Below are 18,612 nucleotides of genomic sequence, written 5' to 3' on the forward strand. Positions count from 1 at the left end.
CATCAGTTGGCGCACCTCGGGATCCCCGGAAACCTCGAGCCACGCGTCGACCGCGGCGCGGATCGCGTCGGCCGGCGTCGTCGCTCCCGACTCGGCCACCAGAGTGCCCATCCTGGCCATCACGTCCTGCTCGACGGCCTCGACCACCTCGCGGAACAAGGCCGCTTTGTCGGCGAATTGGTGGTACATCGCGCCGCGCGTGACCCCCGCGGTGGCCGCGATCTCCGGCGTACCCACGTCCACGTAGCCGCGCAGCCCCCAGAGCTTCCGGGCAGCCGCGATCAGCGCGTCGCGGGTCGCCGCGGAGCGCTCTTCCTGGGTCCGTCTCTTGCTTTCCATACAGCCTGTTGGTAACTTACGAACAGACAGCCTGTTTGTAAGTGTATCCCGAGGTAGGAGTTCTCTTATGTCGACGATCGACATTAGTGCCGGAACCATCCATTACGAAGCAACCGGACCCGAAAGCGGGAGGCCGGTGGTCTTCGTGCACGGGTACATGATGGGCGCCCAGCTGTGGCGCCGGGTCAGCGAGCGACTCGCCGGCCGGGGTCTGCGTTGCATCGCGCCGACGTGGCCACTGGGCGCGCATCCGGAACCGTTGCGCCGCGGCGCCGACCGAACCATCACGGGCGTGGCCGGCATGGTCGCCGAGGCGCTCACCGCGCTCGACCTCGAGGACGTGGTGCTGGTCGGCAACGACACCGGCGGGGTCGTCACCCAACTCGTCGCCGTGCATCACCCTGAGCGGCTCGGCGCGCTGGTGCTCACGAGTTGCGATGCGTTCGAACACTTTCCGCCACCTATCCTCAAGCCGGTGATCCTTGCCGCCAAGTCGAAGACGACCTTCAAGGCCGTTTCCCAGGCCATGCGGGTGCCGGCGGCGCGCAAGCGCGCGTTCGACGGGTTGGCGCATAGCAACATCGACGACCTCACCGAGGCGTGGGTGCGCCCGGGGCTGTCCGATCCCCGCATCGCCGAAGACCTGCGCCAGTTCACGCTGTCGATGCGCACGGAGGTGACGACGGGTGTGGCCGCCCGGCTGCCCGAGATCGACCTACCCACCCTCATCGCGTGGTCGGCCGACGACGTGTTCTTCGAACAGGAGGACGGCGCACGGCTGGCCGCCACCATCCCGAACGCCCGACTCGAGATCATCGACGGCGCGAGAACGTTCTCGATGATCGACCAGCCGGACCGGCTCGCCGACCTGTTGTCCACGATCGCGGTGCGCACCTAGCGCGTCGTCGGTTTCGCGACGGTGACGCACGGGGAAGTTCGAGTCGGATTTCGCCGTGGCGTTACGCTCGCGGGCATGGAAGACGTGCTGCGAGGACGGCGGATCCTGGTCACCGGTGGAGCCAGCGGCATCGGAGCGGCCGCCGTGGGGGCCCTCGGCGGGGCGGGGGCCGAGGTTGTCGCCACCTACCACCAGACACCGCCGCCGGACGGTCTCGCGGCCACCTGGCTGCAGTGCGATGTGCGCGACGCCGACGCCGTCTCGGCGATGGTAGGCCAAGCCGCCGCTCGTCTGGGCGGACTCGACGTGTTGGTGAACGCCGCGGGGCTGTGGCAGGCCGGCATCCCGGGTTACATCGGCGTCGACGAGATCTCGTTCCTGTTGGACACCAACGTGAAAGCCACCATCCTGACCAATCAGGCGGCGTACGCCGTAATGAAGGACCAGGATCCCAAAGGCGGCAGGATCATCAACTTCGGCTCGTCGGAAGCCGTTATGGGTAGCCCGATCTCGGCCGTCTACGCCGCCACCAAGGGCGCCGTTCAGGCATGGACGCGGTCGGCGGCCAAAGCCTGGGCGTCGGACAAGATCACGGTCAACGCACTGGCGCCGGCCGTGCAGACCGCGGGCGCCGACCGGCTGCGCGAGTTCCTCGGCCCCGACGCGAGCGCGCTGATCGATCAGCAGATGCAGATGATGATCCCGTTGGGTGGGGCGCTGGGGGATCCGGCACGCGACCTCGGCCCGATGCTGGTGTTTTTGGCCGGCACCGGTTCCTCGTTCATCACCGGGCAACTACTCGCGGTCGATGGCGGCCTGATGATGGTCGGTGGATGACGGCTGGTCCCGGATCACCTCGGCTCGGTATGCGGTAAAGAGTTACAGGCAAAACGATCTCGGTCGATTCGAGATCATCGGTGGTGCAAGGACAAACCGCCGGAATTCCGTGCGCGGGTGTTCACCCCTGCCAGCGAGGCCCGCAAGTCCGCTCGATTCCAAATGCCTCGCCCGGCGTGCCGGTCTAGCATCGTCGCTATGGGCGCCGAGGAGCAGGTAGCAAACGCCCCGGGCCACGAACCGACGAATTCTGCGGACTTGGTCCACACCCTCTTGGGCTTGTTGCGGCGTCGCCTCGGTCTTGACACGGCGTGGGTCGCATCGTTTCACAGCGGCACGCAGGTCTTTGAGGTGGTAGACGGTGACGCCCGTGCCTTGGGCCTGTCGCCCGGCGACCGATCTTCGCTGGCCGGGTCTTACAGCGTCCGCGTGATCGATGGGCGGCTGCCCGCCGTCATCCCTGACACGTCGGCCGATAGGACCGCGTCCGTACTGCCGAAAACCCGCGAATGGGGTGTGGGCGCATTTGTGGGCGTCCCCTTGCTCGGCCCTGATGGTTCCGCGGTCGGGATCGTGTGTGCGGTCAGTCAGCAGCCGCGACCACATCTGGCCGACATCGATTTACGAGTCATCAGAAAGATGGCCGAACTGATCGGCGCCTTGACGGAACTGTCGACGGACCCGACGAAGATCGCCACCGATCAGCAGGACGGCATTCGCAGGATGGTGGCCGAGCGGGACTTCGAGATCGTATTTCAAGCGGTGCACGATGTTTCGACAGGCGAGGTGCTCGGCGTCGAAGCGCTCGCGCGCTTCCCATGCGAACCTTTTCGACCCGATCTGGTCTTCGGCGAGGCGGCCCTGTTGGGCTTGGACATCGAATTGGAGACCGCGGTCATGGCGCGCGCCCTGTCGCTGGTGCCGCAACTTCCCGAAGATGCCTTCGTCGCAGTGAATATCTCGCCGTCGGCGGTGCTGCGCACTCCGTGGCCAGAGCTACTCGCCGAGGTTGACCCGTCACGTCTCGTGTTGGAAATCACCGAGCACGATGCCGTCGAGAACTATGACGCCCTCGACGACGTCCTTGAAGGATGCCGAGCGCGCGGTATGCGGGTGGCAGTCGATGACGTGGGTGCGGGCTTCTCCTCGTTCTCCCATGTGCTGGAGATCGCACCAGAATTCATCAAGGTCGATCACTCCATCACGCGCAACATCGACGCCGACGCTGCGCGGCGGCGACTGGCCCAATCCATCGCCGAACTGGCCGCACAGATCGGCGCGACCGTGATCGCCGAAGGGGTGGAGACTCAGGGCGAACTCGATGCCATAGGTTCGGCCGGAATCCCCTGGGCCCAGGGTTTCTACCTCAGCCGGCCCAAGTCACCCACCCACGGTTTCCCGCCCGGCGCCGTCGTCGCCGAACCGGTCGATCAGTCCTCGGCCATCTTCGACCTTCTCGGAGAACGACGGTTCGAGCTGGCGCTGACGCATTCGCCCATCGGCATGGCCGTCGTCGGCCTGGACGGTACGTTCCAGCGCACCAACCGGGCGCTCAGGACCATGCTCGGTTATGGCCGAAAGGACTTGGCAGGCCTGACCTTCCAGGAGATCACCCATCCCGACGACCTGGACGCCGACCTGGCTCTGCTCGCCGAATGTCTCGCGGGGCGCCGCCGCGCTTACCGCATGGACAAGCGTTTCATCGCCGCCGACGGACGCATCGTGTGGTGCAACCTCACCGCCGTGCTCGTCCAAGGCCCGCACAACCAGCCGCGCTGCTTCGTGTCCCAGATTCTCGACGTCACCGCCGACCGCATGCGAGAGGCCGAGCTCGCCCGCCAAGCCACCACCGACACACTCACGACGATTGCGAACCGCTCCGCGGCGTGGAGCCAACTCGAGCAACTCGACGCCGCAGACGACGGCTACGGCATTCTGTTTTGCGACATCGAGCAATTCAAGTCCATCAATGACCGACACGGCCACCAGGCCGGCGACGAACTGCTGGTCGAAATCGCCGGCCGGTTACTCGCGGCGGTCGGCGAAGATGGCCTGGTCGCCCGGTGGGGTGGCGACGAGTTCCTCGTCATCACCGACACCGCCGAAGATCGCGGGCTCACCCTGCTCACCGACCGGATCACCAGCGAGCTAAAACGGACACCGATCACCCTCGCCGGTGGGACGGAGATCTCCGTCGTGCTAACGGTCGGCTGCGCGGTACACCGGCCGGGAGACGGCCGATCCATCGACGCCGTCCTCGAGCGCGCCGATCAAGCCATGTATGAGCGGCGACGCAGCCAAACCGGCGCCCCCACAGCCGGATCGCCCGGCGGCTAGTTCACGTGCGTCTGCGGCGAACGGGCCGCGCCACCGGCCTTGGCACCGCGCCGGACGACGGGGCCATGAAATGTCGTGCTCTATTTCTGAGCAAAATCAGCGATCTGTGCAACTCAAACAGCATGAGGCAATGATGGCCTTTCGATGCTGAGGCAACCGCGATCCACGCGGCCCGCCGAAGAAGAAACTTGCGAGAAATGGCATCAAAAGTCTCGCAAACACGAGATAACGGACGGCCTGCGGTCCCCGATGCGCAGGGTTCCCATGGACCGGGCGCTGTCGCCGGCGGACGGTCGGCCGCTAGGATAAGACGGACCGTCTCGTCTCGTAGGGCTGGGCATAGTGAAGGTGAATCCGACCGATGGCTGACGACACCATTCAGGCGCTGCTGAACAAACGCCTGTCCGATCCGGGCACCGCGGTGAAACACCTTGGCCTGCAGTGGAGTTGGAGTCAGTACCTGGCCGGTGCGGCCACCCGGGCGGCGGCCCTGATATCGGCCGCCGACCCAGGCCGGCCGATGCACATCGGTGCCCTGCTGGGAAACAACCCCGAGATGCTGAGTCAGATGGCGGCGGCCGGGCTCGGCGGCTACGTCCTGTGCGGCCTGAACACCACTCGGCGCGGCGAGGCGCTCGCGGCCGACGTCCGCCGCGCCCATTGCCAATTCGTCGTGACCGACGCCGAATACCGGCCGCTGCTGGACGGCCTGGACCTCGAGGGAACTCGGGTACTCGACACGTCGGCGCCGGAGTGGACCGAGTTCGTCGAGGGCGCCGGCGAGCTGGTGCCGCACCGGCAGGTCGCCGCCATGGACCCCTTCATGATGATCTTCACATCGGGCACGAGCGGGAATCCCAAGGCGGTGCAGGTGTCCCACCTGATGGCCGCCTTCGCCGGCCTCAACCTGGCGCAGCGCTTCGCGCTGACCGAACGGGACACCTGCTACGTGTCCATGCCGCTGTTCCACTCGAACGCCGTCGTCGCCGGCTGGGCGCCCGCGGTGGTCTCCGGCGCCGCGATCGTGCCGGCGAAATTCTCGGCGAGCAGCTTCCTCGACGACGTCCGTCACTACGGCGCGACCTATATGAACTACGTGGGCAAGCCCCTCGCCTACATCCTGGCCACCCCGGAACGCGACGACGACGCCGACAACCCGCTGCGTGTCGCCTTCGGTAACGAGGCCAACGACAAGGACATCGAGGAGTTCGCGCGCCGATTCGGCGTCCAGGTCGAGGATGGGTTCGGCTCCACCGAGAACGCCGTGATGGTGATCCGCGAGCCCGGCACGCCGAAGGGGTCGATCGGGCGGGGAGCCGAGGGGGTCGCGGTCTACAACAGCGACACCGTCACCGAGTGCGCGATCGCGCGCTTCGATGCCGACGGGGCGCTCGTCAACGCGGACGAGGCGGTGGGCGAGCTGGTCAACACGACCGGTTCGGGCTTCTTCACCGGCTACTACAACGACCCGGACGCCAACGCCGAGCGCATGCGCCACGGCATGTATTGGTCCGGCGACCTCGCTTATAAGGACGCCGAGGGCTGGATCTACCTGGCCGGCCGCACGGCCGACTGGTTGCGCGTGGACGGCGAGAACCTGACGGCGGCGCCAATCGAGCGAATCTTGTTGCGGCACACTTCGATCAACCGGGTCGCGGTATATGCGGTTCCGGACGAACGGGTTGGCGACCAGGTCATGGCCGCGATCGTCCTCAACGAGGGCCACGCGCTGGACCCCGATGCGTTCGAGGCTTTCCTCGACGCACAGCCCGACCTGTCCCCCAAGGCCCGGCCGCGTTACGTCCGAATCGCTACCGACCTGCCCAGCACCGCCACCCACAAGGTGCTCAAACGACAGTTGATCGCCGAAGGCACCGGCGTCGCCGACGGGGAGGTGCTGTGGGAGCGCGAACCGCGCGGGACCGCCTACGCGGTCGCGGCGTCTAGCCCGGGGTCTCGGGTACCCGGCGGCGGATCTGGCCCTTCGACCGTCGCACCCGTTTGACCGGGTCTTGCGTTGTGCCGGAGGCGATCTCGTCGCGCAACTGGGTGATGTTGGAGAGCTCCGCGTACAGGCCGCGGATCGCATAGTCCAGGACGGCGAATGAGAAGCGTTGGCTCGGGTCGTCGGTGATGCCGAGGTCGCGGGACCGCTGCCGCGACCACAACGCCTCGTCCAGCCGCGCGCGGGTCGCCTCGAGGTGCCGGTCCAATGCGTCGACGATGCGTTCGGGGTCCTCGCCGCGCGAGAGCCAGGTTTTGAGGATGACGGGGTGCTTGATGACGACCTGGTCCTGGCCCGGGAAGTGCTGCACCCACCGGCGGAGCGCATCGAGCCCGGCGTCCGTGGTCTCGTAGAGGGTGATCGCCCGCTTGCCCGATTGGGCGCCGACCTCACCGACCATGCCGCGGGCCAACAACCGATTCAGTTCGCGCCGAACGTGGCTGACGGACGGCGACCAGTAGAAGTGGCCGACGGACAACTCGGCGCGCAGCTTGATCTCCCCCGCGGTGAGCCGCTCGTCGTTGGCCGCCAGCACGCCCAGCACCAGGTAGGCGGTGACCGGCAGGCCGTTGCTGGTGCGCCGGGGGCTCATGGTGACCCGGTGAAGTAGGGCAGGGTCACGTCGGGTCCGACGGCATGGAATTGCACCCGCACGCGCATGCCGATCCGCAATTCCTCCGGCGGCACACCGACGACGTTGGTCAGCATCTGGTAGCCCTCGTCCAAGGCGACGATGGCCGGCGCGTAGGGCGGCTCGAATTCGGCGGTCACCGGCCGGTGTACCACCGTCCAGCTGTAGATCTCACCGACGCCGCCGCTACGCTCCCAACGGACCTGCGCCGACAGGCATTCGCGGCAGTGCTCGGTTGGCGGGAAGTTCGCCAGTCCGCAGGCCTCACAGCGCTGATACCGCAATTCGCCGGACCGGCAGCCCCGCCAGAAGGGCACGCTGAGATGGCTGGCGGCATGGGGAACCGGACCGGTTTGTGGGCGTAAGGGATGGGAAGTCATCGCGGTTCGTCCCCGAGGATCAGCAGCGTGGTGAACAAGGCGCCCGCTCCCCCGTTGCTGCAGAACGCGACGTGCGCGTCGGCGACTTGTAATTCACCGGCCTGACCGCGCAGCTGCTGGACGGCTCGGATGGCCCGCTGCATCATCTGCGGATTGGAACCCGCGTGGCTGAACGACATGGTTCCTCCGTCGGTGGTGATGGGATGACTGCCGTCGATGGCGATGTGGCCGTCGGCTACGAACGGTCCCCCCTCACCCTCACCGCAAAACCCGAACGCCTCGAGCTGGCGGATGATTTCGAAGGAGAACGGGTCGTAGAGTTCCAGCACGTCGACGTCGTCGGGTCGCAGACCGGCGTGGGCGAACGCGCGCTCGGCCGCGCGCCTTCCGACCACACCGTTGACGTGTCCGTCCCGCCGCCCGGCCAGGTCCCATGCCGGCGGGTGCTGGTAGGAGGGACCGTGGAAGTCGGCGCCGCTGCCCAGCACGTAGATCGGTTGGCTTGCGCCCTCGGCCTTTTCGATGTTCGCCACGACCAGCGCGCACCCGCCCTCGGACGTGGTGGCGCAGTCAAGCAGATGGAACGGGTCGGCGATCGGCCTCGACGCGGTGATGTCGTCGGGTGTGAATGGCCCTCGCTGGTAATACACCGCTTCGGGGTTACGCGATCCGTTGTTGCGGATGGTCGCTGCGACGATCGACAGCTGTTCGCGTGTGGTGCCGTAGACGTGCATGTGGCGGCGCGCGATCAAGGCGAACTCGGCGGTGGTGAACATGCCCCACGGCGCGACGAATTCGTTTTCGGGCCGGGTCCACGGCGCCGTGGCCTCGTGGTCGCGGTACTCGCCGGCCTGGGCGGCGACGAGCACCACCACGTCGGCCATGCCGTGCTCGATGGCCGTGACCGCCTCGGTGATCATGCCGACGCCGAAGGCGAGCCCCTGCCAGGCCGGTCCGAGGCGCAGGTCATAGATCAACGCGGTGGACAGCGGGCCCGCGCTGACCCCGTCGACGTCGTCGAGGCGCAGGCCCGCGTCGTCGAGGGCGCCGCGGATGGCCCTCAGGGCCAGGCTGCGGGACGTCTCGCCGTCCAGGCGCCGGCCCTGCGGGGTGTTGTGCACACCGACGATCGCCGCGGTGCGTTTCGTGGTTGCCACTCTGTGATCCTTTGTTTTGCTTTAGTTTTCGTCGGCGACGACACCGAGATAGGTGCCGATGACGTCATATGGTCGCCCGTCACGGGTGACGGTGCCGATCTTGGTGGCCCGGGTATCGGCGGGCACCGCGCCGGCCGCGACGACATCGATCCGCACGTCCACGGGCCGCGCCGTCTGCGGATCGGTGATCTCGACGACCATCGCGACTGCGTGCTCGCCCCCGTCCCACTCGACGCTGGTGATGCGGTGCCGGGCCGTCAATTCCATCACCACGGAGTCCTGGCGGAGCAGGAAGCGGACGGGGGCGCACAATTCGCCGGCGCGGGGCGGAACGCAGAGGGTGACCGCCATGTCATAGTCCCGCCGGCCGCGCGGCGATGGTGCCCGACTGCTGCAGGGCGGACAGATCGTTGTCACTGCGCCCCAGCAGGCCCGTCAGCACCTCACTCGTGTGTTGGCCGTACAGCGGCGGCACCCGGCGAATCCAGCGTCGCGGTCTGCCGAGGAACGCGAACGGCATTCCGGTGCAAAGGAAGGAGCCGGCCACCGGGTGGTCGACCGATTCCCAGAAGCCGCGGGCGTGCAGGTGCGGGTCGCGCAGTAACTCCGGGGCCGGCGTGACGCGCGCCGCGGCCACCCCCGCCGCGCGCAGTGCGTCCACCGCTTCGGTCACCGACCGCCGCCCGGTCCAGTCGGAGATCAGCTTGTCGATCTCGTCCGGTTGCTCCCGCCAGTCGTTCGCGCCGAGGTCCGGCCGACCTAGAAGCCGGGCCAAGGCTACCCGTGCTGCGTCGTCCATCGCGGCCAGCGCGACCCAGTCGTCGTCTCCGCGGCAGCGGTAGACCCCTTGCGGGGTGGCGCCGGGACCGCGATTCCCGTTGCGGCGCATCTCGATTCCGTTGCGTGAGTATTCCGCCAGCATCTCGGCGGCCACGTTCAGCGCCGCCTCCACCATGGTGGACTCGACGTGCATCCCGGCCCCGTCCCGGTCGCGGACCGCCAGCGCGGCGACCGCCGCGAAGGCCGCGTGCAGGCCCGCGATCGGGTCACACACGCCGCGCGGAATCACCGGGGGGCCGTCGGCGTGTCCGGTCATCCACGCCATGCCGGTCGCCTGCTCCATGGTCTGGGCGAAGCCCACCCGGTCGCGCCAGGGACCGTCGAGCCCGAACGCGGGCATCCGCACCATGACGGCGCGCGGGTTGGCCGCGTGCACGGCATCCCAGCCCAGGCCGAAGTTCGTCATCACCCGGGGAGAGAAGTTCTCGATCACCAGATCGCTCGCGGCGATGAGCTCCAGCGCGATCGCCCGTCCGGCGTCGGTGCTCAGTTCGACGCTGACGCCACGCTTGTTGTTGTTGCTGCACAGGAACACCGGGCCCCATTCCCACCATCGGTCCCAGCTCGGTGGGCGGCCGGCGGAGAACCTCATACCGTCGGGCCGGCGGACGCCCTCGACTTTGATCACGTCGGCGCCCAGGGCGCCCAGCAGTTGCGTCGCGACCGGTCCCGCCCAGAACGCGGTGAAGTCGGTGATCCTGGTGTCGGCCAACGGCAGTGCATCGGCGTCGGCGCCGCCGGTGGGACGGGATCGTGGCGGCCAGTGGACCTTGCCGTTGTCGGCGCCCAGTCGAACAGGCCGCCCGGGGGGCCTGGTCACCATCGCGTCGCTGCGATACGGGACTCTCGGCTGCAACACCCCGGCCCCCGATTGGACGAATACGCCCCGGTCCACGAAATGGTCGATCTCCGGCAACATTTCGGGCGTCGCGATCGGGGCCACCGGTATCCGGAAGGCGACGGCGAGGTCGACGATCTCCTGCGTGCTGCGTGTCTGAGTCCACCGCGTGACCATGTCGAGGAATTCGTCGCGGCGGGCGACGCGCCCGTCGAACGAGGCGAGGTCGGCGTCGTCGAGCAGGTCGGCACGGTCGATCAGCACCAGGAAGTCCTGGAACTGCTGCGCGGTGATGGTGCAGAAGCCGACCAGGCCGTCGGCGGTGGGGACGATCGACGGCAGCTCCAGACTCCGTTGCCCCAACAGTGAATCCGCCCCCAGCACGCTGGCCGACATGGCGGACAGGCCGCCCATCGCGATCACCATCGCCTCGTATGTCGAGACGTCGATGGTCTCCCCGCGGCCGCTTCGCGCGGCATGCCGCGCGGTCGCCGCCGCCACCGCTGCCGCGAACGTGCCCGCCAGCCATTCACCGAGCTGCCCGCCGGCCTGTACCGGTTCGTCCTCGGGCCAGCCGCGGCCGGCGGTCGAGCCGCACAGCGCCTGCAGGATGAACTCGTTGGCCAGCACGCGATCGTCCACGTAGGGTCCGGTCGTGCCGAACGGAGTCACGGCGACCACCACCGCCGACCGGCCCGTGCGGGCCAAGATTCCGTCGAGCGTCCAGCCGTCGGTCAGGTCGGTCAGCACGATGTCGGCGCCGGCCAGCAGGCCGGCGATCTCCGGACCGCCGTCGTTGATCACCGACTTCTTACCCGCGGCCAAATAGTCGAACAGGGCTCCGGGCGGACCGCCGGCCGACCGGGCGCGCATCGAATCACCCTGGGCCGATTCGACTTTCACCACGTCGGCGCCGGCGTCGGCGAACATCTTGCCGCAGTAGGACACCGCGATTCCGTTCGACAACTCCAGCACGCGCCAGTCCGCGAAAGGCGCCCGGGCTGCCACGTTCAGTTGCCCAGGGTGGTGGCGCGGCCCGAAATACCGGCGGCCTCCGCCGTCACCTGCGACTGCAGGGCGAACTGGGTCATCCGGGTCCACGCGTCGCGGTCGCGCTGGCTGGCCCGGCGGCCGACGTGCGTCACCACGTCGACGTCAGTGGCCTGGGCGCGGAGGTGACCGGCGCGGGCGCGCTCCTTCGGGATGTGCTTGAACGGGTCGAATGAGTAGGCTGCCATGGCGTTTTCGTGCGTGATCTTGTCGATGACACTGTCGCCGAGATGCCCCATGGTCTCGATGACGTCCTCCGGCGCGAACGGCCAGTTGCTGTCGGAATGGGGAAAGTCGGACTCCCAGCACAGCATGTCCTCGTTGAACCACTCCATGTTGCGCACGCCGACCTTGTCGCTGATGAAGCACGTGTAGAAGTGCCGCTTGAACACGTCGGCCGGCCCGCTGTAACCAGGCGGGAACTTGGCCAGCGTCCACCCCGAATGACGGTTGTAGACGTGCTCGGCGCGCCACAGGAAGTACGGGATCCAGCCGACGTCTCCCTCGGTCAGTGAGAACTTCAATTGCGGGAAGTCCGCCCAGAATTCGGCCCAGATCAGCTCGGTGAAGGTGAACATGCTCATCATCGACGAGGCCGTCATCTGCACGCTGGGCGGGGCGTCGGTGGACACCTGCGGCGAACGCGACGCCGAGCCGACGTGGGTGCACAGGACGGTCTTGTTCTCGCAGACGGCCTCGAACAAGGGATACCAGTATTTGGTGTGAATGCTGGGCATCTGCAACGCCTCTGGGTTCTCCGAGAACGTGACGGCGTGGCAACCCTTGTCGGCGAGGCGTTCGACTTCCTTGGCCGCCTCCGCCACGTCGAACAGCGGCAGGATGCCGCAGGGGATGAATCGGCCCGGGTAGGCGGCGCACCACTCGTCGATGTGCCAGTCGTTGTACGCCTTGATCATCACCAGGTTGATGTCGCGGTCGGGGCCCTGGTTGAGCACCTGGCCGGAGAAGCCGGTGAAGTTGGGGAAGTTGAGGCCGGCCAGCTGGCCGCCGGCGTTCATGTCGCGGACCCGCTCGTCCACGTTGAAGCACCCGGGCCGCATCTCGTCGTAACGCGAAGCGTCGATGTTGTACATCTCCCGCGGCTTGCCCGCCACGGCATTCAGGCCCATGTTCCGCCCGCGGACCTCGCCGTAGTACCACTGCTGGACGCCGTCGGGTTCCATGACCACCCGGGGCGCGCGGTCCTTGTATTTCGCCGGAACGTGCGCGTCGAACATGTCGGCGGGTTCGGCGATGTGGTCATCCACGCTGATCAGGATCAGGTCGTCCTTGTTCATGCCGCACTCCTCACCGAGACAGTGACTAGTAGATAATGGCCTCGATCACAGTGTCAACACTGCGCTCTGGCCGCGGCTCCGCGCCTAACGGCTTGCGCTCCAACGTCTGACTGGGCAAGCCTGCCCTCTGCTCCGCCCCTCCATGGCGGCTCCATCGCGTGAACCAAGGCGACTATTAGTCACTTATCGTCCAGCGCTCATGCGTAATCACGCGCTGTCGGCTGGTCCAACGGCCGATCGGCACGGCCGGCAGCGCGCTAACGGGGAGGCGCGGCGCCCTCGGTTGCCCAATGCTCGGGCTGAGTCTCGCGGTCCGAATGTGGGCGCAAATGCCGCCACCACGACGCGATGTACAGCAGCATCGAGACCACCAGGGCAACAAGCACCCACAAAACGATGGTCATATCGATCCAGCTTCCGAATGCCGGCGAGCCGGGGAGGGCGTTTCTCAGCGGAACCACCGCAAACAGCATCGCCGCGTACCAGGCCACCATGGGCGACTGAAACTTTCGTCGGTCCCGCAGTGTCTGGACCGCGACGAAGACCCCTGCCCCCGCGATCGCGAGAAGGATGCACAGGATGATCATCGCGAACACCATGGTGCTCGCCGAGCGCTCCATGGTCACCTCGTAGGGCGCGAATGGTCTGGCTTGGTCCGGTCCGGCCGCGTGAATCTTCCACCCGGGCAACCGGTCAACGATCATCACCCTGGCGCGTTCGGGTGTTTGCATAGCGCCGACAAACAGTTCCACCGTGATCGGCCCGGTGTAGTAACGGTCGAACGGCCACCGTTCAGTGTCGCGTGACAAGGTCAGCGGGACCGGGAACACGCCGGGCAGTGCACCCTTCAACCAGGTGCGCTTCACTGGCGTCGCGACAGAGGTCACCTCGACGGTGAGGTCTTGCTTGAGGCTGGTGGTGGCCGGATCGAGCAGCACGGATCCGGGCGAAACCACTAGGTTGCCCCGAAGCACGCTGTAGTCCGACTGGACGCTTTCGATGTTCAGCGTCACGACCGTCCCACTTCGGGTCGATGATCCATCGGTTGAAACTCGGCGATATCCGGCGCCATCGATGTAGAGCACTATCGAGGTGATCATGGCGCTGACGACGACGACGACCAGCACTCCCATTCCGGCCTTCATTTGCGAATTCTCGCCGCCGACCGCCGGTTCAGGCTGTGACCGCCCGGTCGGCCGGAGATGCACCACATACCTCCCGTTGAACAACTTTCGGCTCATCGTAGTCGGACGGACGCGCCACACATGGCTCTCGCAGCGCTTTCCAAGCAGCCCGACAGGTTCGCGTGATCGCGCAGAAGCCCGCCGCGGCCGGTCGCGTCGCCGCTATCGCCCATGGTCGTCATTGGCCGACACAGCAGCTATGGACGCGCCGCCCGATCCAGAGGCTCCCGAATCGCCAAGCTACTCAAGGGCTGGCGGTGCCGGTACGCACCTCAGCCGGCGGGCGCGTAACGGAGCATCGTGACGTCGTGCTCCGGGTAGTCGAAGAACACCGGCCGCACGCGCATGCCAACCCTGATAACCGCGGGATCGACGTTGACGATCTCGGTGGAAAACCTTGGCCCCTCGTCCCATTCGACGATGGCCAGCAGCTGCGGGACGGCGTCGGCGAAGTGCGGGCTGACCGGTCGGCGCGCGACGGTGTAGGAATACAACGTTCCCATGCCGGAGATCTCACGCCATTCCAGATCGTCGGCTAGCGTGCGCGGCGCGCGCACCCGCGGGTAGAACACGTAGCTTCCCAGCGACGGCGAGTACTGGATGACGATGCGATGCTGCGCCAGCGCATCCCAAAACGGCGCGCTGGTAGGGGTTTTGACGGGCATCGGGCGTTCGAAGGTGGTCATGTCCGATCAGTCCCCCTCGAGGATCAGTGTGGTCTGTTCCGACAGAATCCCGCCGTTGCCGGAAACGAAGGCGCGGTCGCAGTCGGCGACCTGCGCCGCGCCCGCCCGGCCCATGATCTGTCGGGTGGCGTCGCAGACGTGGTGCATGCCGCCGGCCAGCCCGGCCTGGCCGAACCCCAGTTGCCCGCCCGCGGTGTTTAGCGGAAAGTCGCCGCGGAAGGTCAGGTCATGGTTGGCGACGAACTCCATGCCCTTGCCCTTCTCGCAGAACCCCGCGTCCTCCAGCGACAGCAGCACGGTGATGGTGTAGCAGTCATAGATCGACACCATGTCCATCTGCTCGCGGCTCAGCCGCGTCATGGCGAACGCGGTGTCGGCGGCTTCGGCGATCGGGGTGTGCAGCAGGTCCTTCGCATAGGTCGGGGTCTTGAACGGCACATGCTCGCCGAATCCCTTGATCCACACCGGGCGGTGGCGCGCCCGTCGGGCGAGATCGGCGTTGGCGACGACTACCGCCGCGCCCCCGACGCACGGCATGACGATCTCCAGCATGTGCAGCGGGTCGGCGATCACCGGGCTGGCCAGGACGTCGTCGACCGTGAGCGGTTTGTCCTTCCAGATCGCGCCCTCGGTGTGGTTGGCGTTGAACCGCTGGTCGACGACGATCTTGGCCATCGCCCGCTCGTCGTAGCCGTAGACGGCCGCGTAGCGCTGGGCAACCTGGCCATAGGGTCCGTTCTGGCCGAGGTTGCCGTAGGGAATCTCGAATTCAGCCTGGGGAGAGCCGTATTGGTTGCTCGACGAGCCGAAGAACATCGCGTCGACCATGGGCCTGGGCTTCTTCTTCGATGACGGGGTGATGTAGCGGGCCGGCAGCGCACACAACACCGCGTCACAGATGCCCAGTTCGATCGCCGCAGCTGCCCGCCAGACCATGGCCGCGGCGCTGGCGCCGCCAAGGTCCACGTGTTCGGCGAATCGCGCCCCGACACCGAGGTATTCGGCGATGGTCGACGGAACGAAAATCTCCGACTCCGCCAGGTGCGACGCCACGATTCCGTTGACGACGTCGCCGGGCAGCCCGGCATCCGCGAGGGCGGCCGCGGACAGCTCCGCCCATTGTTCGATCGCGAACGGCGCGAGCGAGGCCTTGTTGAGCCGTTCGGGCGGGAGCTCGACATAGCCGACGATCGCAGCTTCTCCGCGTAATCCCATGGGCGGGTCCTACTTTCGAGGTAGTCCGAGGATCATCTGGGCAATGATGTTCAGCTGAATCTCCCGGGTTCCTCCGCCGATCAGCTCGGCGGGCAGGTGCAGGTAGCGCTCCACGATGTCGGGGTCGGCGTCGGCCATCATCGCCGCGCGCCCGGTCAATCGCAGGGTGGCCTCGAACGTTCTGCGCAGTAACTCGTTCATCGCCACCTTGGCGATGCTGGACGCCGGACCCGACGCCTGGCCGTCGAGCAACCGGATGGTCTCCCGCACCCCCAGCGCCTTGATGGCGTTCGTGTACGCGTCGAGTTCGCCGAGCGCGCGCAGCGCGTCGTCGCGGTCCGGCCCAGGTTCGGCCGCCAGCCGGCGCAGCGCGGCGGCCCGGTCGAACTTCACGTAACCGCTTATGGCGGAGCGCTCTTCGGCCATGGTCGCGATCGCCAGGTTCCAGCCGTCACTGGGGGCGCCCAGCAACATCTCGCCGGGGACGAACACGTCGTTGAGGAATACCTCGTTGAAGTGCGCCTGCCCGGTGGCCGTCTTGATCGGCTGGATTTCAATGCCGGGCGACCGCATATCCAGGATGAAGTAGCCGATGCCACGGTGCTTGCTCGCTTCGGGATCGGTGCGCGCCAGCAGGGCGCCAAGGTCTGCGTACTGCGCCAACGACGTCCAGATCTTGTGGCCGTTGATCCGCCAACCGCCGTCGACCTTGGTTGCCCGGGTGGCCAGCGACGCCAGGTCCGAGCCCGCGCCCGGCTCGCTGAACAGCTGGCACCAGTGAATCTCGCCGCGTTGGGTCGGCGGAATCAGCTTTTCCTGCAAGTCTTCTGGTGCGGCTGCCAGCACCGAGGGCAGGATCCACTCGGCGATGTTCAGCGACGGCCGGACCAGCCCGGGCCGCTTGGCGAACTCCTCGTCGATGATGAGCTGTTTGAGGGGACCCGCATCGATTCCCCACGGCGCGGGCCAATGCGGCGCGATCAGGCCGGCATCGGCCAGCAACGTGCGCTGGGGTCCGGAGGCCTGGTCCGGGTAGTCGCCGTGCGGTGCGGGTGTGTCGTTGCGCAACTGCATTGCGGCGTCAAGGGTCTCGGCCACCCAGAAACGGAACGGCGCTTCCGCGTCGCCCAGGTCGACCGACATGTCCCGTTGCCGGGTGCACGTCAGCTGCCCCAGGTGCCGGGCCCAGCGATTGGCCGGACCAATCGATGCCGCAAGACTGATCGCGCGCCGCCAATACAGGTGCAGGTCGTGTTCCCAAGTGAAGCCGATGGCGCCGAACATGGTCAACGCGTCGAGGACGAGGTCGGGCACCGGGGCGATCGCGATCACCGCCGCACCGGCGGCGGCCATGCGGTGCTGGTCGATGGGCTCGTCCGCGGCCCGCACCGCGTCCCAGGCCGCCGCGGTGGCCAGCTCGCTGCTGACCAGCAACATCGCGGCGTTGTGCTGCAACGCCTGGAAAGTTCCGATCACCTTGCCGAATTGTTCGCGGATGCGCAGGTGCGCCGTGACCGCCTCGACGCACCACTGCACGATGCCGGCGGTCGCGCTGGCCAGCAGACCCAACGTGACGCACCGCGCACGGTCGGGGTCGATCCCGGTGAGCACCTCCGTGCCGCCTGCGCGGTAATCGGCGAGCCGCACGATGCCGGCGTCGGAGATCAGGTCGGTGCCGTTTACGGGTTCGGTTGTCGCCGCGGGGTTCTCGGTGTCGGCGGCGACCCAGACCACGGTGTCGTTCTCCGTGCGCGCGGCGATGAGGATGGTGCGCGCAGCGCACACGCCCGCGGTGACCTCGGACGTGCCGGTGACCACCCATCCGCCATCGTCGGCGCGCGCGCTGAAGTCACCGTCGTCGGGGAGCACCGCCGCCGCGATGAGGCCCGCGGCCAGGTTGCGCACCAGCGCCTCGGCGGCAGGTGTGGGGTCGGCCAGCAGGGCGACGGCTCCCGCGGCGACCGTCGGCAGCAGCGGGCCGGGCAACAGCGCCTTGCCCGCCGCCTCCAGGACGCACGCGGCGTCGATCAGGCGCCCGCCCTGCCCACCGAGGCTTTCGGGCAGATGCACCGCGTGAAATCCGTTGCCGACGAAGGCCTCCCACCACTGGGGCGGGCGCCCCGCGGCGAGGTCGTCAAAGTTGTCGCGAGTGGCGGAGACGGGCGCGTGCCGGCCGGCGAACTGGCCGACGGCGTCGCTGAGTTCCTGTTGCTCCCGGCTCAATCCCAGGGTCACGATGGCGGCCGGGAGCTGGCTGACGTTGGCCGCACGGACTGTTACCCTTCGATTCGGATGGCCTTACAAGACGAACCGTCTCGTCTTGTGGCAGACTACCGGGGGTAGTCACGCGATGTAAAGCGGGCAAAGGCGGCAGTGAGGATCACCATATGCCAAGCGATCTCACCCAGGTGAGCACGCCGAGGCGCCGCAGCGAGAAGTCGCGCACGGCGATCGTCACCGCCACCCGCGAATTGCTTTTGGAGCGCGGCTTCGACGGCCTGACCATCGAGGCGGTCGCCGCCCGCGCTGCAGTGGGCAAGCAGACCATCTACCGGTGGTGGCCCAGCCGCCCCGCCCTGGTCGCCGACGTCATGCTCGAGGACGCCGACCAGCTGCTCGCATCGGTCAACCACACCGACGATTTGGCCGCCGACCTGGTGGGGTGGGTGCGCAGGCTCGCCACCACCCTCACGACGGCTCGCGGCTCGGCGATGCTGCGGATCTTGACCGCCGCGGGCATGGAACACGAGGACACCGCGGTCAAACTGCGTGCCGGATTCAGCGAGCCCCTACACGAGAGCGTCCGGGCTCGCATCCTCGCCGCCGGCGTCGACGAAAGCACCGCGGAGTCGGCCGCGGACGCGATCGTCGGTGGCGTGGTCTACCCGATCCTCTCTGACCCGCAAGGATATTCACG

General features: G+C 67.4%; 16 protein-coding genes. 5 read left to right on the forward strand and 11 right to left on the reverse strand.

The genetic code is table 11. The annotated features are described in order from the left end of the window. On the reverse strand, positions 1-339 hold a 339-nt coding region (locus A9X03_RS05865; protein ID WP_156746488.1), incomplete at its 3' end, for a TetR/AcrR family transcriptional regulator. 67 nt (positions 340-406) lie between these two features. Between A9X03_RS05865 and A9X03_RS05870 the strand changes: the two genes are divergently transcribed. The 4 genes from A9X03_RS05870 (at position 407) to fadD1 (ending at position 6,416) form a co-directional block, all read left to right on the forward strand. After that, positions 407-1,237 carry an alpha/beta fold hydrolase gene (locus A9X03_RS05870; protein WP_067752270.1) on the forward strand — a complete coding sequence of 277 codons (831 nt, stop codon included), beginning with the start codon at positions 407-409 and terminating at the stop codon, positions 1,235-1,237. 75 nt (positions 1,238-1,312) lie between these two features. After that, positions 1,313-2,074, forward strand: coding sequence for an SDR family NAD(P)-dependent oxidoreductase (locus A9X03_RS05875; RefSeq protein WP_067752267.1), 762 nt, complete (start codon positions 1,313-1,315; stop codon positions 2,072-2,074). A gap of 198 nt (positions 2,075-2,272) precedes the next feature. Further along, positions 2,273-4,411 carry an EAL domain-containing protein gene (locus tag A9X03_RS05880; protein ID WP_067752264.1) on the forward strand — a complete coding sequence of 713 codons (2,139 nt, stop codon included), beginning with the start codon at positions 2,273-2,275 and terminating at the stop codon, positions 4,409-4,411. A 361-nt stretch (positions 4,412-4,772) separates the two neighbouring features. Next, on the forward strand, positions 4,773-6,416 hold the full coding sequence (gene fadD1 / locus A9X03_RS05885) for a fatty-acid--CoA ligase FadD1 (RefSeq protein WP_067752261.1): 1,644 nt from the start codon (positions 4,773-4,775) through the stop codon (positions 6,414-6,416). On the opposite strand, the gene A9X03_RS05890 is transcribed toward fadD1, so the two are convergent. From A9X03_RS05890 to A9X03_RS05935, 10 genes are all read right to left on the reverse strand, one after another. Further along, on the reverse strand, positions 6,355-7,008 hold the full coding sequence (locus tag A9X03_RS05890; RefSeq protein WP_067752258.1) for a MarR family transcriptional regulator: 654 nt from the start codon (positions 7,006-7,008) through the stop codon (positions 6,355-6,357). The genes fadD1 and A9X03_RS05890 overlap by 62 nt on opposite strands. Further along, positions 7,005-7,427 carry a Zn-ribbon domain-containing OB-fold protein gene (locus A9X03_RS05895; protein WP_067752255.1) on the reverse strand — a complete coding sequence of 141 codons (423 nt, stop codon included), beginning with the start codon at positions 7,425-7,427 and terminating at the stop codon, positions 7,005-7,007. The genes A9X03_RS05890 and A9X03_RS05895 overlap by 4 nt, the downstream gene beginning before the upstream one ends. Then, positions 7,424-8,584: a thiolase family protein gene (locus A9X03_RS05900; protein WP_067752252.1), complete on the reverse strand. Its 1,161-nt coding sequence runs from the start codon at positions 8,582-8,584 to the stop codon at positions 7,424-7,426. Before A9X03_RS05900 ends, A9X03_RS05895 begins: the two co-directional genes overlap by 4 nt. A 21-nt stretch (positions 8,585-8,605) precedes the next feature. Beyond that, entirely contained in the window at positions 8,606-8,935 is a 330-nt protein-coding gene (locus A9X03_RS05905) for a hypothetical protein (protein ID WP_067780225.1), read from the reverse strand. Between the two features lies 1 nt (position 8,936). After that, positions 8,937-11,270, reverse strand: a complete 2,334-nt coding sequence (locus tag A9X03_RS05910; protein WP_067780222.1) for a CoA transferase — start codon at positions 11,268-11,270, stop codon at positions 8,937-8,939. A 2-nt stretch (positions 11,271-11,272) separates the two neighbouring features. Next, positions 11,273-12,610, reverse strand: a complete 1,338-nt coding sequence (locus A9X03_RS05915; protein ID WP_067780219.1) for an amidohydrolase family protein — start codon at positions 12,608-12,610, stop codon at positions 11,273-11,275. A gap of 257 nt (positions 12,611-12,867) precedes the next feature. Beyond that, a complete protein-coding gene (locus A9X03_RS05920) occupies positions 12,868-13,755 on the reverse strand; it encodes a DUF4436 domain-containing protein (RefSeq protein ID WP_068260113.1) in 888 nt (295 codons plus the stop codon). A gap of 311 nt (positions 13,756-14,066) precedes the next feature. Next, positions 14,067-14,480 (reverse strand): Zn-ribbon domain-containing OB-fold protein, encoded by a 414-nt coding sequence (locus tag A9X03_RS05925; RefSeq protein ID WP_067780213.1) that lies wholly within the window; start codon positions 14,478-14,480, stop codon positions 14,067-14,069. Positions 14,481-14,486: 6 nt separating this feature from the next. After that, positions 14,487-15,695 carry a thiolase family protein gene (locus A9X03_RS05930; RefSeq protein ID WP_067780211.1) on the reverse strand — a complete coding sequence of 403 codons (1,209 nt, stop codon included), beginning with the start codon at positions 15,693-15,695 and terminating at the stop codon, positions 14,487-14,489. A 9-nt stretch (positions 15,696-15,704) separates the two neighbouring features. After that, positions 15,705-17,930, reverse strand: a complete 2,226-nt coding sequence (locus tag A9X03_RS05935) for an acyl-CoA dehydrogenase (protein ID WP_068260107.1) — start codon at positions 17,928-17,930, stop codon at positions 15,705-15,707. 152 nt (positions 17,931-18,082) lie between these two features. On the opposite strand from A9X03_RS05935, the gene A9X03_RS05940 reads away from it, so the two are divergent. Beyond that, on the forward strand, positions 18,083-18,612 hold a 530-nt coding region (locus tag A9X03_RS05940), incomplete at its 3' end, for a TetR/AcrR family transcriptional regulator (protein ID WP_068260110.1).

The organism is Mycobacterium sp. E1715, assembly GCF_001667625.1.
Taxonomy (GTDB): domain Bacteria; phylum Actinomycetota; class Actinomycetes; order Mycobacteriales; family Mycobacteriaceae; genus Mycobacterium.